This window comes from Chitinophaga ginsengisegetis (genome assembly GCF_900168065.1).
GTDB lineage: Bacteria > Bacteroidota > Bacteroidia > Chitinophagales > Chitinophagaceae > Chitinophaga > Chitinophaga ginsengisegetis.
This window is the reverse complement of record NZ_FUZZ01000001.1, coordinates 2,730,562-2,743,917: the sequence shown is the minus strand read 5'-3', so window position 1 is coordinate 2,743,917 and position 13,356 is coordinate 2,730,562. Positions and strand designations below refer to the sequence as shown.

The 13,356-nt window shown below is 47.5% G+C and carries 11 protein-coding genes; 6 read left to right on the top strand and 5 right to left on the bottom strand.

The window, feature by feature from the left end:
* Positions 1-47: 47 nt before the first annotated feature.
* From B5Z18_RS10785 to pckA, 4 genes are all read right to left on the bottom strand, one after another.
* Entirely contained in the window at positions 48-1,940 is a 1,893-nt protein-coding gene (locus tag B5Z18_RS10785) for an OmpA family protein (protein WP_079469353.1), read from the bottom strand.
* A gap of 143 nt (positions 1,941-2,083) precedes the next feature.
* Positions 2,084-2,710, bottom strand: a complete 627-nt coding sequence (locus B5Z18_RS10780) for a 7-carboxy-7-deazaguanine synthase QueE (RefSeq protein WP_079469352.1) — start codon at positions 2,708-2,710, stop codon at positions 2,084-2,086.
* A 93-nt stretch (positions 2,711-2,803) separates the two neighbouring features.
* Positions 2,804-3,691, bottom strand: a complete 888-nt coding sequence (gene folD, locus B5Z18_RS10775) for a bifunctional methylenetetrahydrofolate dehydrogenase/methenyltetrahydrofolate cyclohydrolase FolD (RefSeq protein ID WP_079469351.1) — start codon at positions 3,689-3,691, stop codon at positions 2,804-2,806.
* 264 nt (positions 3,692-3,955) lie between these two features.
* On the bottom strand, positions 3,956-5,557 hold the full coding sequence (gene pckA, locus B5Z18_RS10770; protein ID WP_079469350.1) for a phosphoenolpyruvate carboxykinase (ATP): 1,602 nt from the start codon (positions 5,555-5,557) through the stop codon (positions 3,956-3,958).
* 324 nt (positions 5,558-5,881) lie between these two features.
* Between pckA and B5Z18_RS10765 the strand changes: the two genes are divergently transcribed.
* The 6 genes from B5Z18_RS10765 to B5Z18_RS10740 all read left to right on the top strand — a co-directional run bounded on the left by B5Z18_RS10765 (position 5,882) and on the right by B5Z18_RS10740 (position 12,258).
* Positions 5,882-7,174, top strand: coding sequence for an aminopeptidase P N-terminal domain-containing protein (locus tag B5Z18_RS10765; protein ID WP_079469349.1), 1,293 nt, complete (start codon positions 5,882-5,884; stop codon positions 7,172-7,174).
* A gap of 122 nt (positions 7,175-7,296) precedes the next feature.
* Positions 7,297-8,064: a CDP-alcohol phosphatidyltransferase family protein gene (locus tag B5Z18_RS10760; protein ID WP_079469348.1), complete on the top strand. Its 768-nt coding sequence runs from the start codon at positions 7,297-7,299 to the stop codon at positions 8,062-8,064.
* Between the two features lie 46 nt (positions 8,065-8,110).
* Positions 8,111-8,356 (top strand): phosphoribosylformylglycinamidine synthase subunit PurS, encoded by a 246-nt coding sequence (purS, locus tag B5Z18_RS10755; RefSeq protein ID WP_079469347.1) that lies wholly within the window; start codon positions 8,111-8,113, stop codon positions 8,354-8,356.
* Positions 8,357-8,458: 102 nt separating this feature from the next.
* Complete coding sequence (gene rsmI / locus B5Z18_RS10750; protein ID WP_079469346.1) at positions 8,459-9,127, top strand: 16S rRNA (cytidine(1402)-2'-O)-methyltransferase; 669 nt, start codon at positions 8,459-8,461, stop codon at positions 9,125-9,127.
* A gap of 79 nt (positions 9,128-9,206) precedes the next feature.
* The gene (locus B5Z18_RS10745) at positions 9,207-10,277 is read left to right on the top strand and encodes a winged helix DNA-binding domain-containing protein (protein WP_079469345.1); all 1,071 of its coding nucleotides are present in this window, start codon (positions 9,207-9,209) and stop codon (positions 10,275-10,277) included.
* Between the two features lie 91 nt (positions 10,278-10,368).
* Entirely contained in the window at positions 10,369-12,258 is a 1,890-nt protein-coding gene (locus B5Z18_RS10740) for a M1 family metallopeptidase (protein WP_143313547.1), read from the top strand.
* A gap of 69 nt (positions 12,259-12,327) precedes the next feature.
* On the opposite strand, the gene B5Z18_RS10735 is transcribed toward B5Z18_RS10740, so the two are convergent.
* Positions 12,328-13,329: a patatin-like phospholipase family protein gene (locus B5Z18_RS10735; RefSeq protein ID WP_079469344.1), complete on the bottom strand. Its 1,002-nt coding sequence runs from the start codon at positions 13,327-13,329 to the stop codon at positions 12,328-12,330.
* Between the last annotated feature and the right edge of the window lie 27 nt (positions 13,330-13,356).

Sequence of the window (13,356 nt, the reverse complement as noted above, 5' to 3'; positions counted from 1 at the left end):
AAGGTAATCAGCCTAATCAGTTTAATCCTGAAAAAGACAACCTACGCTTACAGGCTGATAATCCGGAACACCGTCCGCCTGTTGGCGGCTCTTCCTTCTTCTGTATCGTTGGTGGCTACCGGGTCATTCTCTCCATAACCCTTTGCTGTAAGGCGATCCAGCGGGATACCTTTTTCTGTGAGGTAGCTTACCACCGCTTTGGCGCGGTTCTGCGAAAGCAGTTGATTGTCTTTGTCGGTACCTACGTTATCAGTATACCCGGCGATCTCAATTTTTACGGTGGAGTTATCCTTTAACAGGTTCACCAGCTTGTTGAGTTCCGTTACCGATTCAGGTTTCAGGTTATACTGTTTGCTGTCGAAGAAGATGTTATGTAAAACGATGCTGGCATTGGCAGCCAGTGGCTGCAACGGAATATTTTTTTCGTAAGGGATACCGGGGTTGTGTTCTTTCAGCGAAAAATTATCTGAGTAAAAGAGATATCCTTTCCTGTTTACGTGCATGGCATAATCCTTTCCCACCGGTAGTGGCGCGAGGTAATCGCCGGTTTCATTGGTTTTAACGGTAGCGATATTATATCCGCCCTGGAGGTCAATGATATCTATGCTGGCGGTTAAGCGTTGGTGCGTGAGGGTATCATACACATAGCCTTTTACGTACAGTGTTTGCAGGGGGCGTGCTTCCGGGTAAAGTTCAAAGCGGTAAATATCGAGGGTGCCGCGGGTATCAGACCGGTCGGAGGCGAAGTAGGCAGTTTTACCATTTGCTTCTACTACCAGCGAGGCGTCTTCATCAATGGTATTGATCGGGTAACCGAGGTTGGTGGCTGGTCCCCAGCTGCCATCGGGTTGCCGCCTTGAATAAAAGATGTCGAGACCGCCATATCCCGGATGCCCGTCGGAAGCAAAGTAGAGCGTTTGTCCATCTGCGTGGATGAAGGGTGTGGTTTCCCTGCCGTTGGTATTGATATTGGGCCCCATCCTTTCGGGTACGCTCCATTGTCCGTTGGGTTGCCGGCTGGTTACAAATATATCTGCACCATGATCTGGTGTTTCACGTGCAAAATAAAGCGTTTGTTTGTCGGCGCTGAGGCAGGGTTGTGACTCCCAGTCGCGTGTATTAATGGGCGATCCCATATTCTTTGGTGCGGTCCAGCCCGAAGCGGTTTTTTCCGAGTAGTAGAGATCGCAGCTGCCTTTGCCTTCCGGAAATTCGCAGCCTGTGAATACCAGCATGGTACCATCTTGTGAAATGTTTTGTGCGCCTTCATTGAAAGAGGAGTTTACAGGTTCACCCATGTTTTGTGCCGCTGACCAGATGTTGTTGTCCCGGTACGTAATATAAAAATCTTCATTGCGGCCATTTACGCGCCTGGTGAAGATCAATGTTTTACTGTCAATAGTTAATGAGGGGAAGTATTCCGGATCTTTACTGTTTACCGGATCACCCAGGTTTTCCGGGTGGAATGGCACGGCCTGCCGGTTGTTGTTTACGGCAAATTCATAATTAACTTTCAGCTTCTCAGCATTTGCACTTTTCGATTTGATGGACGCAATGTATTGATTGATTAACTGTAACGCACCTACGAAATTCCCTGTGCCTGCCATCGCTTTTGAATAAGGTACCATTACCGGCCGCAGCCCGCTGCTATCCAGTTGTTTTAGCTTCTCAAATGCGGAGGTGGCTGCTGCATAATCTTTCAGCTCCACATAACACAAGCCCATTTGTCCGTATGCATCAGTAAATCCGGGCGCCGTTTTAATGGCATCCTGCAGAAATCCGATAGCAGCTTTTGTCTGGTAAGTTCTTACGGCATCAATGGCGCGGTCAAAACTGGCTTTGGCTTTTTTAGGGGCGTTTTCATAGGTAACTGTCTGGGCCTGCAACAGCAGCCCGAAGCCCAGCAGGCAACTCAGTATTAACAGGGAGGTCTTTTTCATAGTATGTATTCGCAATGTAATTAACGAAAATACTATGAGAATAGTACAGCGATAAAGTGTTAAAAATATAATGGGAGATAAAAGTGAATCTATTCACCGTTATCTCCCAAAAACTTTTTAAAGATTCACAGAAATCAAATTATCTATGGAACATTAATATACTTATGGATCTGCAATGACATGGTCCATTCCGGATGATCCTTGATATACTCTGTTATCAGCGGCGTCATTTCTGCGCTGCGTTCCCATTCGGGCTGCAGGTACAGCTTACAATGCTTACCGGCTAAGGCAGCATATTTTTCTGCCCAGGCAAAATCCGTTTTATTAAAGATCACTACTTTCAGTTCATGCGCGGCCTTGCAGATTTCCGGCAGGGGCGCCTTGAACTTTTTGGGCGATAAAGTAATCCAGTCCCATTTGCCACTGAGCGGGGAAGAACCGGAGGTTTCAATATGTGTGTGAAAACCCTGTTTGTGCAGGGAACGGGTAAGTGCATCGAGGTTATGAAGCAATGGCTCACCACCGGTAACCACTGCAATACGGCCGGGATAGGCCGCTGCTTCGGTTACAATATCGGACACGGCTACCTGCGGATGCTTATCAGCATCCCAGCTGTCTTTTACATCACACCACACACAACCCACATCACAACCACCCAGTCTGATGAAATAGGCAGCCCGCCCCTGATGGTAGCCTTCACCCTGGATTGTGTAAAAGCGCTCCATCAGCGGGAGGGTATCGGTACTAATATTTATTGTTGTTACAGACATGACTTACTTCACAAAGGTCCGGTTTTTTTAGTTCCGGCTATATTTAATTCTATTTTCAAACCTCACGGGTTCGAATCCCTGACTCTCCGCAGATTAATTCATACTTCCTTTCAAGCCAATAGTGGCGTGATAGGTGTTTTTGAGCAAAGCGGCAATCGTCATCGGACCTACGCCACCCGGTACCGGGCTGATGTAGCTGCATTTAGGCGCTACTTCGTCAAACTTCACGTCACCTTTCAGGCGGAACCCGCTTTTCCTGGTGGCATCTTCCACACGGTTAATACCTACATCCACAATTACAGCGCCTTCTTTCACCATATCCGCTGTTACAAAATCCGGTCTGCCGATAGCGGCAATGATGATATCTGCCTGACGGCAAATTTCAGCCAGGTTATGCGTCTGGGAATGGGTAAGGGTAACGGTACAGTTACCTGGATTGGTATTGCGGCTCAGCAAAATGCTCATAGGCGTGCCTACAATATGGCTGCGACCTATTACTACTGCGTGTTTTCCTTTGGTCGGAATGTTGTAATGCTCCAGCATCAGCATAATACCATAAGGAGTAGCAGGAATAAAAGCAGGTAAACCACTTACCATTTTACCTACGTTCATGGGATGGAAACCATCCACATCTTTGCTCGGATCAATGGTGTTGATCACCAGCTCTTCATTGATATGTTTTGGTAAAGGTAATTGTACAAGGATACCATCCACATCCGGATTTTCATTCAGCAGAATGATCTGGTCCAGCAGATGCTTTTCAGAGATCTGCGCATCAAAACGCAGGAGGGTGGAATTGTAACCGCATTCTGCACATGATTTTACTTTGGATGCTACGTAGGTTTCACTTGCCGGATTATTACCTACCAATATGGCTGCCAGGTGAGGGACCTTTTTCCCAGCTGCCTTCAATTCAGCCACCTGTGCGGCTAATTGGGCCTTTATAGCCTCAGAAACGAGTTTACCGTCTAAAATTTGCATGTGCAAAGGTAAGAAAAAGCTGTATGTAATCAGCTATGGGAAATCAGCTTTTTAGGGAAGCGCTGCCGGAAGGAATGGAGACAATCGTCTTAAATCGTCCGAAGATCCAGCAAAACAAGCTCCTGTAAAGGAACTTGCTTTGCTCAGGCATTGCGCCCGTCAGGAACTTACGAGTTGTTCAGTGGAAATTATAAGGCAAAACTTAAATATAAATCTTCTTGTTGATATATGCAACCGAAGAGCCAGATCACAGTACTTTACGAATTAGATTTTTGGAGCAGCATCCAGTATTTCCGGTGCTGATGCCCCTGCATATTTTTCAAAATTACGGATGAACTGTCCGGCCAGATCCTTTACCTGCCTGTCATAAGCAGCTTTATCTTCCCAGGTATTGCGTGGGTCCAGGATATTGGACGGAACGCCGGCGCAATTATCAGGGATTGAAAAACCGAATACAGGATGTGCGTGGAAAGTTTCCTTGTCAAGACTGCCATTCAACGCTGCCGTGATCATAGCACGGGTATACGATAACTTCATGCGGCTGCCGGTGCCATAAGCACCGCCGGTCCAGCCGGTGTTGATCAGCCATACATTTACATTGTATTTGCGCATTCTTTCACCCAGCATCTGCGCATACTGCGCCGGATGCAAAGGCATAAATGGCGCGCCGAAACACGCGCTGAACGTGGACTTCGGCTCTGTGACGCCCGCTTCGGTACCCGCCACTTTGGCCGTGTAGCCGGAAATGAACTGGTACATGGCCTGTCCGGGCGATAACCTGGAAACCGGTGGTAACACGCCATAGGCATCGCAGGTAAGAAAGAATATATTTTTTGGAATACCTCCCACAGAAGGTTCCAATGCGTTATCAATATAAGGCAGCGGATAAGATACGCGGGTGTTTTCCGTGATCCGGCAATCTGCATAGTTCACGGTATTGGTACCCGGGAAAAAGTTGATATTTTCCAGCAGCGCGCCTTCACGCACAGCATGAAATATCTGCGGTTCTTTTTCTTCAGAAAGATCAATACATTTTGCATAACAACCGCCTTCAAAATTAAAGACGCCGGTAGCATTCCATCCGTGTTCATCATCACCAATAAGCTTCCGCGAAGGATCAGCGCTCAACGTGGTTTTGCCGGTGCCGCTCAAACCAAAGAAGATAGCAGTATCGCCGTCATCGCCTACGTTGGCGGAGCAATGCATGCTTAACACATTTTTGTTGTGCGGCAATTCGTAATTCAGGATCGTGAAAATGCCTTTCTTGATTTCACCGGTGTAGGCGCTGCCACCTATGAGGATAATTTTTTTGGTGAAATTCACTACGGAGAAATTCTGCTGCCGCGTGCCGTCGGTGGCAGGATCTGCCAGACAGCCGGGCGCCTGGATAACGGTCCAATCGGGATGCATGTAATCCAGTTCATCTTCCGAAGGACGTAAAAACATGTTGTAGGCAAACAGACTTGACCACGGCAGTTCTGTAATTACTTTGATGTTGACCCGGTAGTCCTGGTCGGCACACGCATAGCAATCACGTACCCACACGTCTTTCCCGCTGAAATAACGGGTGATTCTGCTGTATAAACGATCAAAATTTTCTTCAGAAATGGGGAGGTTAAAATCGTTCCAGTTAACAGTGTCCGTTGTGATGTTGTCTTTTACAATGAATTTATCTTTGGGTGAGCGGCCGGTAAATTCGCCGGTGTTTACAGCTAATGCCCCTGTATCGGCATATACCCCTTGTTTACGGGCGACCGTTTGCTCCGCCAGTTTTTCGGGTGAAAGTTGGTAATAGACGTTCGTTACGTTCTCTATGCCAAGTCCCCGTAAGTCAGCAACTGGATTCCTTACGCTACTCATTTGCATAAAAGCAAGATTGTTTTGGTGTAAAAGCAAAACTAGCGATTTTTTGATATTGTCAAATTTTATAGGTGTTATACCATTGAAATTTAGAAATTAAATACCGGTTTAGGGGTGGTTGTTGCGATATCTTCAAAATGTCCACTTTTCATTGCAGGATTATCTAACCATATTTGAGAGAATATACTATTAAATAATTGTAAGGAAATATTAGTACGATTTTGTCATTTAATGATGCAGATATTGACCGATTTGCCGGTTCTGACCTTTTTCACATTTCTACCTCCCGAATTTTACATAGGTTTGAAGCCTCATTTGAAATTAAGCGATATGAAGAATCTGCCCTTGGATCCGCAGCTGTTCGTGAAGAACCGCCAGCGTTTTGTGGCTAAAATGCAGCCACAGTCTATAGCTATTATTAACTCCAATGACGAACTGCCCACCAATGGCGACGCCTTGTACAAGTTCAAACAGAACTCAGATCTGTATTGGCTTACAGGCATTGATCAGGAGGATACGATGGTAGTGTTGTATCCCGATAACCCGGATCCGAAGTACCGCGAAGTATTGGTACTGGTGCGGCCTAACGAGTTAAAGGAAAAGTGGGATGGTCACAGGTTGCGCAAAGACGAGGCATACGCCGTGTCTGGTATGGGCACCGTAGTTTGGCTCGATAGCCTCGATGCGCTTTTACAACAGTGGATCAACGAAGCCGCCAACATCTACCTGAATTCCAACGAAAATAACCGCAAGGCAAACCTCGTACCGGTAAAAGATTACCGCTATGTACAGGAACTGAAAGTACGCTATCCGGTGCATAACTATCTGCGTGCAGCCGTTATCTTTAAAGAACTGCGCGCAGTAAAAACGCCGGAAGAAATCAAGGTAATGCAGGAAGCAATGGATATCACGGAAAAAACTTTCCGCCGCTTACTGAAATTCATTAAACCCGGCGTATGGGAACATGAAATCCATGCGGAAATTTTACACGAATTCCTCCGCAACCGCTCTGCCGGTGAAGCTTACAGCACTATCATCGCTTCCGGCGACCGCGCACGCACGCTGCACTACATCTCCAATAACCAGGAATGTAAAGACGGGGAAGTGATCCTGATGGACTTTGGTGCAGAATACGGCGGATACAACGCCGATCTTACGCGTTCCGTACCGGTAAATGGTAAGTTTTCGCCGCGTCAGCGCCAGGTATACGATGCCTGCCTGCACCTGCATAACTACGCCAAATCTATTCTCCGCCCGGGTATCACCATTGCCAAATACCACGAAATGGTAGGAGAGGAAGCCACTAAACAATTTATAAAAATCGGGCTGCTCACAGAAGAACAGGTGAAAAACCAGGACCCGGAAACACCGGCCTACCGCAAATACCTGTACCACGGTATTTCCCACCACCTCGGTATAGATGTGCACGACCTCGGTCCTTCTTTCCATCAGCCTATCCCGGTAGGCGCTGTAATGACCATCGAACCAGGTATTTATATTGAAGAAGAACAGCTGGGTATCCGCATCGAAAACAATATCTGGCTCACCGCCGATGGTAATGTGGACCTGATGAAGAATATTCCTATCACGGCAGATGAAATTGAAGCCCTGATGGCCAAGTAATAATGATGATTTTTTATGATTATCCTGGTTAGCAAAGATTAAAAGATAGATGATATAATATAATTGTCAATATTCTATCTTCGCTCATCAGGATAATCACAAAATCATCATAATCACAGTTAATGAAACAAATACCGAATATTCTTACCCTATGTAACCTCTTCTGCGGTGCACTGGCCATTATCTGCATACTGCATGCGCCTGAATACCGCGCGGAAATTAACGGCGCCGACTATACGATTATCAGCCCGGAGCCTGTATACTGGGCATCCGCACTGGTGGTGATTGCAGGGATTTTCGATTTTTTTGATGGTATGATAGCCCGCCTCCTCAAAGTATCGGGCCCTATGGGTAAGGAACTCGATTCACTGGCTGATGTAGTAACCTTTGGCGTGGTACCCGGCATGATGCTGTACCGCCTCCTGCGCAGCGCTTATTTTCAGCAACCCGATGTTTTTGATGTATCCATTATAAATCTGGCGCCGGCCTTACTGGTGCCCTGCTTCGCCGCTTACCGCCTCGCCAAGTTCAATATAGATACCCGCCAGTCTGAAAACTTCATTGGGGTGCCCACTCCCGCAGTAGCCCTGCTGGTGGCCTCTTTCCCCCTCATCCTTTTATTTAATCCCTTTAACCTGGCCCACTGGTTCCAGAATATCTGGGTATTATATATCACTATTGCGCTGCTCTGCTACCTGATGGTGGCGGAAATACCAATGATCAGCCTGAAGTTCAAAAGTAAAAGCCTGGCCGACAACTGGCCCCGCTTCTTACTGATCCTGCTCACCCTGGTAAGCATACCGCTCCTGAAGTTCGCTACCGTTCCTTTTATATTTATTTGTTACGTAATATTATCGGTAGTGGCGCCGCCGAAAATAGAAGCGGTTTAACATTCTGGATTTTTTGATGTAGGTTTGCGGCAAAATTTCTAGCACAATGACTTTTACTGCACATATCAATGTGATGCCACTGAAAGAATTATTAGATCCGCAAGGTAAAGCGGTAATGAGTGGTCTCAAGAACCTCGGCCTGGGCCAGGTACAAGATGTACGTATTGGTAAACACATTACTCTGCAAATTGAAGCCGCCAGCCAGGAAGAAGCAAGGCAGATCGCTGAAACTGCCTGCCAGAAACTGCTGGCAAACCAGGTAATGGAATCTTTTGAAGTACAAATACAATAATTAATTGCGAATTGCGGATAACGGAGCTGTGGGGAGATGACTGGTAAAGTCTCCGGACTGCATCTCCCCACACATTCGTAATTCGTAATTCGTAATTAAATTATGAAATTATATCTCGTTCCATCTCCCATTGGCAACCTCGCCGATATTACCTACCGGGCCGTAAAAGTACTCGAAGAAGCAGATCTTATCCTCGCGGAAGATACCCGTACTTCCAGCGTATTACTGCGGCATTACCAGATCAATAAACCCGTTACACCCTACCATCAGCACAATGAGCATAAAATAGTGCAACACCTCCTGCAACAGCTGCAGGGCGGTAAAACAATGGCTATGCTCACCGATGCCGGTACCCCCGGAGTTTCTGATCCCGGCTTTTTACTGGTCAGGGAATGCGCCCGCGCCGGCGTACCGGTAGAATGCCTCCCCGGCGCCACCGCCTTTGTACCCGCGCTGGTTAACAGCGGTATCCCCATGACCCGCTTCGCCTTTGAAGGATTCTTCCCCCTCAAGAAAGGCCGCCACACCCTCTTTACGAAACTGGCCACCGAAGAACGGACCATCGTTTTTTATGAGTCGCCCATGAGACTGCTCAGAACCCTCTCCGACCTGATCCAGTATTTCGGACCAGACCGCCAATGCTGCGTATGCCGCGAACTCACCAAAATGTTCGAGGAAAATAAACGCGGCACATTACAGGAAGTACACGATTACTTCGCTGAAAAAGGCGTAAAAGGAGAAATTGTAGTAGTGGTGCAGGGCGTTGAATAATTATTTTTACCTTCCGGTTAGTTGCTGACATACTATTGTCGTACCCGTGCTGTTGTTTTGTATAACAAATCATTTAGCCATGCCCGTTACTGATATCGCCGCACTGCGACTGCAACATCAGCAGTTGCTGAAAACAGCCTTCAAAAAACCGCAGGACATCGTGGCCTTCTTTGGCGCCATGCAGGCACAGGAACATGCCAACAGCAAATGGGGCATCGGCGCACGGCTCCCCGGCTGTACAGACGCGGACATAGAAAAAGCCATCAGCAACAAATCCATTATCCGCACCACCGCCTTCCGCGGCACCCTGCACCTCATAGCCCCCGCCGATGTACGCTGGATACTGCAACTCATTGCTCCCACCATAAAAGCCCGCATGGGCAGCATGATGCGCAAACTGGAAATGGACAATGCCCTCCTGCAGAAAACCAATCAATATATCACCAAAGCATTACAGGGAGGAAACCACCTCACCCGCAAAGAACTCACCACCCTGTTACAGGAAAAGGGAATCAATACTGACGACCACCGCATGAACCACATCATCTATCACGCGGCGGCAGATGGAATTATCTGTAACGGCCCTCTCAGTGGAAAACAATTTACCTACACACTCCTCGATGAATGGCTGCCCGGCACGGCCACACTCAATAAGCAGGCGTCGCTGGTTACCCTGGCTAAACGCTACTTTATCAGTCACGGTCCGGCTACCTTGCCCGATTTCGCCCAATGGGCCGGCCTCCCGCTCACGGATGCCCGGGCCGGACTGGAAGGCGCGCAATCCGCGTTAAAACCACTGGACGTAAACGGTACGGCCTACTGGATGGCCCCCGGGAAAAAACAAACCACACCTGATACCGCCCTGCTGTTACCCGCCTTCGATGAATATTTCATCGGGTATAAAGACCGCAGCACACTGATAGATATGCAGTTTGCCAAAAAGGTAATGACCATCAACGGTATCTTCAATCCTATCATGGTACAAAACGGGCAAATCATAGGTACCTGGAAACGCACCTTTAAAAAAGACAGTGTAACCATCGTTACCGATCCGTTTAAACCACTCAAAAAGGCCGGCCTGAAAGCGTTTGAGCCTGCCGCACAACGGTACGCCGGTTTTCTCGGACTCACCCTCCACAGTTTTTCCTGATTAACTTCCGGCCACATTACACTCATCAAATATCAGGGACAAAATCGCCAAATGATCCTTATTTTAGCTGTTTTAAACCAAATAAAACGGAATGAAGTACCGGGTTACAACAGGCAGCTGTATTGCCATCGCTTTGCTGGCGGGCAGCTGGTTACAACTAAGCGCTCAGTCTGACCGCTGGCAACAGAGAGTAAAGTATACGATGGATGTGAAGGTGGATGCACCGGCCAATCAATTCAAAGGACAACAACACCTTGAATATTACAATAACTCCCCCGATACATTAAAGAAAGTTTTTTATCACCTCTACTGGAACGCCTTTCAGCCCGGCAGCATGATGGATGTACGCAGCCGTGAACTGGGAAAAATTGTAATAGGAAGAGATAAGAAAGGGAACGAACGCCGCGACTGGGATAACCGCGTACGCGACCGCATCTCCCAACTGAAACCCGATGAAATAGGCTACCAGAAAATCATCTCCCTGAAACGCGATGGAAAACCACAGGACTTCAAAGTAGTGGAAACCATCCTGGAAGTGCCGCTGGATAAGCCTATCCTGCCACACTCCAAAGCTGTTTTTGATATGGAATTCGCCTCACAGGTGCCGGTACAGATCCGTCGCAGTGGTCGCAATAACGCCGAAGGAGTGGACTTCTCTATGGCGCAGTGGTACCCTAAAATGTGCGAATACGATTACGAAGGATGGCACGCCACTCCTTACATCGCCCGCGAATTTTACGGCGTATGGGGCGACTATGATGTAAAAATCACCATCAATAAAAAGTATGTGATCGGTGGTACAGGCTACCTGCAAAACCCCGATCAGATTGGGCACGGATACGAGAAACCAGGCGTTAAAGTAACACCCCCCACCGGCAACACGCTCACCTGGCATTTCATTGCACCCAATGTGCATGATTTCATGTGGGCCGCCGATCCGGATTACAAACACATCACGCAGAAAGTGGATGGCTTTACGGCTCACTTCTTTTATATCGACAACGAATACACGCACAATACCTGGCCGCAGCTGGCGAAAATGGTGCCTGCTGCCTATGCCTACATCAAAGCGCATTACGGCGCCTATCCGTATGAGCAATACTCTTTCATACAAGGCGGTGATGGCGGTATGGAATATCCAATGGGTACCCTCATTATGGGCAACGGTAAAATGGATGGTTTGTATGGTGTAGCCATGCACGAGTGGATGCACAGCTGGTACCAGGGAATGCTGGCCACCAACGAAAGCCTGTACCCCTGGATGGATGAAGGCTTTACTACCTTTGCGGAAAACAATGTGATCTTTAATACCATCGATTCACTGAAAGGCCGCGATGCACTGGAAGATTCCTATGCAGGCTATTTTGCGCTGGCAAAAAGTCCTTTTGAAGAACCCGCTACCACACATGCCGATCACTTTAACACCAACTACGGTTACAGTCTTACCGCCTACTCCAAAGGCGCTGTATTCCTGGAACAGCTGGGGTATGTAATTGGCGCGCAAAACCGCGATAACGGCTTGTTACGCTACTATAATGAATGGCGCTTCAAACATCCGAACGTGAATGATTTTGTACGGGTAATGGAAAAAGAAAGCGGTATTGAACTGGATTGGTACAAGCAATATTTTATCAATGCAGTAAAGCATATCGACTATGGTATCGACAGCGTTTTTGCAAAAGGTAATAAAACAGTAGTGCGTTTACGCAGGGTAGGATATATGCCGATGCCTATCGACTTTATGGTAACGGATAAGAGCGGTAATAAAGTGCTGCACTATATTCCGTTGTCCATCATGTACGGCGAAAAGCCTAATGAGTATCCGAATGTAAAACGTATAGTCGACCCCGTTTGGTACTGGACTAATCCTGTTTATGAAGTAGAACTGGATACTCCGCTTGCAGATATTAAAGAGCTGGAAATAGATCCCAGTCAGCGTATGGCAGATGTGGACAGAAGTAATAACAAAGCAGTGTCTTAATATACACCGGAAATAAAATCCGTACCGGGATGTTGTTTGCAAAAGCAGCATCCCGGTATTTTTTTACAGCTATTGCAACACCGCAGCTGCCCGCTGTTCTCCTTCTTCCATCATTTCTTTCATTATCTGCGGTATAAATTCCAGTCCTCCCATAGCTGCATCCAGCGCTGTTTTCGGACGGATGATGTGCAGCTTTACCGCCCTTTTTCCCTGGAAGGGATTAATAGCGGGAAGATCAAAACACTGATCTATATCCGCAGCAGGGATTCCCTTTTTCTTCAGGTTATCTTTTACCGCATCCAGGTAGGTGAGCGACTGGTTGATGAGCTGTGTGATTTCCACGTCGGTGGCGGCTATTTCATTGGTGGTATTATCCACTTGTTTTTCGAGGATATCGATCAGGTTTTGGAACAGGATATCATCTTCGCCGGGAGTTTCAGGTGTGAGCAGGATGACATAAATTTCAGTGGCGCCTTTTTCAATGGCCAGTTTAACGGGGTGATAGTGAGCGCCGCCGGCATTGGTGAACTGCTGCACATGATCGGGGAGGGACGCCACTTCCACCGGTGGCATAAACACCGGCATGCTGCAGGATGCCTGCATGGCTTCACGGAATGTGTAATTATCAAGAAGGGATATTACATCATAATCCTTCTTCACCATATCGGCGCCTGACGGGGAAAAATAAGTGAGGCGGTTTGTTTGCAGGCAACGTGCCGCCACAAATACTTCTTTATTCAGCTTTTGCAGTGCGCTGAAGCGGGCATCGGTAAAGATGTTGGTAATTTTATGGGTAAGGGCGGTAGCGTTGTAAAGAGAGTTGTTTTGGGGGAAGCGTTGCAGCATGGTATTGGTGCTCACCAGGTCGGCGGTGGTGTTGCTGGTGAATAATTTTTCCAGCAATGTTATTTCCCCCAAAGCTGCGAGGGGAGCAATTAATGAGCTGATGCCGGTGCCGCAGAAAAAGTCGAATTCAATAGCTGGTTGTTGGGAATAAAGATACTTCAAAGCGCCAACAGCAAAAGCTGCCCTGGAGCCGCCGCCGCTGATGACTAACGCAGTTGTAGCCATGAGGATTTTTTAGGTAGCAACAATTTA

Coding starts and splice junctions, on each gene's coding strand:
- B5Z18_RS10785 (WP_079469353.1), bottom strand. CDS start 1,940: ATGAAAAAGACCTCCCTGTTAATACTGAGTTGCCTGCTGGGCTTCGGG.
- B5Z18_RS10780 (WP_079469352.1), bottom strand. CDS start 2,710: ATGTCTGTAACAACAATAAATATTAGTACCGATACCCTCCCGCTGATG.
- folD (WP_079469351.1), bottom strand. CDS start 3,691: ATGCAAATTTTAGACGGTAAACTCGTTTCTGAGGCTATAAAGGCCCAA.
- pckA (WP_079469350.1), bottom strand. CDS start 5,557: ATGCAAATGAGTAGCGTAAGGAATCCAGTTGCTGACTTACGGGGACTT.
- B5Z18_RS10765 (WP_079469349.1), top strand. CDS start 5,882: ATGAAGAATCTGCCCTTGGATCCGCAGCTGTTCGTGAAGAACCGCCAG.
- B5Z18_RS10760 (WP_079469348.1), top strand. CDS start 7,297: ATGAAACAAATACCGAATATTCTTACCCTATGTAACCTCTTCTGCGGT.
- purS (WP_079469347.1), top strand. CDS start 8,111: ATGACTTTTACTGCACATATCAATGTGATGCCACTGAAAGAATTATTA.
- rsmI (WP_079469346.1), top strand. CDS start 8,459: ATGAAATTATATCTCGTTCCATCTCCCATTGGCAACCTCGCCGATATT.
- B5Z18_RS10745 (WP_079469345.1), top strand. CDS start 9,207: ATGCCCGTTACTGATATCGCCGCACTGCGACTGCAACATCAGCAGTTG.
- B5Z18_RS10740 (WP_143313547.1), top strand. CDS start 10,369: ATGAAGTACCGGGTTACAACAGGCAGCTGTATTGCCATCGCTTTGCTG.
- B5Z18_RS10735 (WP_079469344.1), bottom strand. CDS start 13,329: ATGGCTACAACTGCGTTAGTCATCAGCGGCGGCGGCTCCAGGGCAGCT.